This window comes from Pedomonas sp., assembly GCF_036515995.1.
Classification (GTDB): Bacteria; Pseudomonadota; Alphaproteobacteria; order Sphingomonadales; family Sphingomonadaceae; genus Pedomonas.
Map to the genome: position 1 here is coordinate 1 of NZ_DATBUP010000111.1, position 1,690 is coordinate 1,690.

2 protein-coding genes are annotated in these 1,690 nt (G+C 64.1%); both read left to right on the top strand.

What is annotated here, in order from left to right; translation table 11 throughout:
* Positions 1–1,028, top strand: a 1,028-nt coding sequence (locus VIG90_RS08320; RefSeq protein WP_331593027.1) for an O-acetylhomoserine aminocarboxypropyltransferase/cysteine synthase family protein, incomplete at its 5' end; no start/stop codon positions are given.
* A gap of 111 nt (positions 1,029–1,139) precedes the next feature.
* Positions 1,140–1,484 carry an ArsC family reductase gene (locus tag VIG90_RS08325; RefSeq protein ID WP_331593028.1) on the top strand — a complete coding sequence of 115 codons (345 nt, stop codon included), beginning with the start codon at positions 1,140–1,142 and terminating at the stop codon, positions 1,482–1,484.
* Positions 1,485–1,690 lie beyond the last annotated feature (206 nt).

Consider the following 1,690-nt stretch of genomic DNA (forward strand, 5'->3'; position numbering starts at 1 on the left):
CGGCCTCCACCTACTCGATCCTCAACCTGGCACGGGCGGGCGATAATATCGTCAGCTCCACCAACCTTTATGGCGGCACCTGGAACCTCTTTGCCAACACGCTGAAGGATCTGGGCATTGAGGTCCGCTTCGCCGACCCGACCGACCCGGAGAGCTTCCGCCGCGCCACGGACGAGCGCACCCGCGCCTACTATGCGGAATCCCTGCCCAATCCGAAGCTGAACGTGTTCCCGGTGGCCGAAGTGGCTGCCATCGGCCGGGAATTCGGCATTCCGCTCATCGTCGACAACACGGCCGCCCCCATTCTCCTGCGCCCGCTGGAGCATGGCGCGGCCATTGTGGTCTATTCCACCACCAAGTTCATCGGCGGCCACGGCACGTCCATCGGCGGCATGATCGTGGACGGCGGCAATTTCGACTGGGCCGCCCACAAGGAGCGCCAACCGGTGCTGAACACGCCGGACCCGAGCTACCACGGCGCGATCTGGACCGAGGCGACCAAGGACATGGGCCCGGTCGCCTACATCATCCGCGTGCGCACCAACCTGCTGCGCGACATGGGCTCGGCCATCTCGCCGTTCAATGCCTTCCAGCTGATCCAGGGCGTTGAAACCCTGCCGCTGCGCATGGCCCGCCACTGCGAGAACGCCAGCGCCGTCGCCGCCTGGCTTGCCAGGCACCCGAAGGTGACGAAGGTGATCCACCCCTCGCTGCAGACGGGCGTGGAGCGCGAGCGCGCCGACAAGTACCTGAGCGGCGGCTACGGCAGCCTGCTCGGCTTCGAGCTGGAGGGCGGCCTCGAGGCCGGTCGCCGGTTCATCGACAACCTGAAGCTGTTCTATCACGTCGCCAACATCGGCGATGCGCGCAGCCTGGCCATTCACCCGGCCTCGACCACCCACTCCCAGCTGAGCGCGGAAGAGCAGGCGGCAACCGGCGTGACGCCGGGCTACGTGCGCCTCTCCATCGGCATCGAGCATATCGATGATATTCTCGCCGATCTGGAAGGCGCGCTGACCGGCGCATAAGCGGATCAGGGGCGCTTCGCCAAAGGGGGCATGGCCACGGAGCGTGCCCCCTGCGCCCCGCTTTTCCCGGCAGCGGGCCGTGTTGTCGTATTTCCAAAGAGGCGTTTCACGATGATCATGTACGGCATACCGAACTGCGACACCGTCAAGAAAGCCAGGGTCTGGCTGACGGACAAAGGCATCGATTTCACGTTCCACGACTACAAAAAGTCGGGTGTTCCTGAAGATGCTCTGAAGAGCTGGGTTGCAGAACACGGGTGGGAAGTCGTGCTCAACAGGGCGGGCACCACGTTCAAGAAACTGCCTGACGAGGCCAAGGCCGGCCTGACAGCGGAGAAGGCAATTGCCCTGATGACCGAGCAGCCGTCCATGATCAAGCGGCCAATCCTTGATCTGGGCGACAAGCGGCTCGTCGGCTTCAAGCCCGACATCTACGCTGAAGCATTCAGCCGTTGATTTAACGCTGACCTCAAAGCTGCGCGGCCTGACCAGGCGCCGGGGGCCTTGCCTCCTCCGGCGATCAGGCTTCGACTTCAAAGTGTTCAGGAAGGCGGGCCAGAACCGGCATTCCGGCGTCCCGGCGTTTGATGACAGACGTGTGGATTGTAGCGCCTTCGGGAATAAGGCGCGGCTCCTTCAGCGGCAGGTAGAGCCCGAAGGCG

Coding starts and splice junctions, on each gene's coding strand:
- VIG90_RS08325 (WP_331593028.1), top strand. CDS start 1,140: ATGATCATGTACGGCATACCGAACTGCGACACCGTCAAGAAAGCCAGG.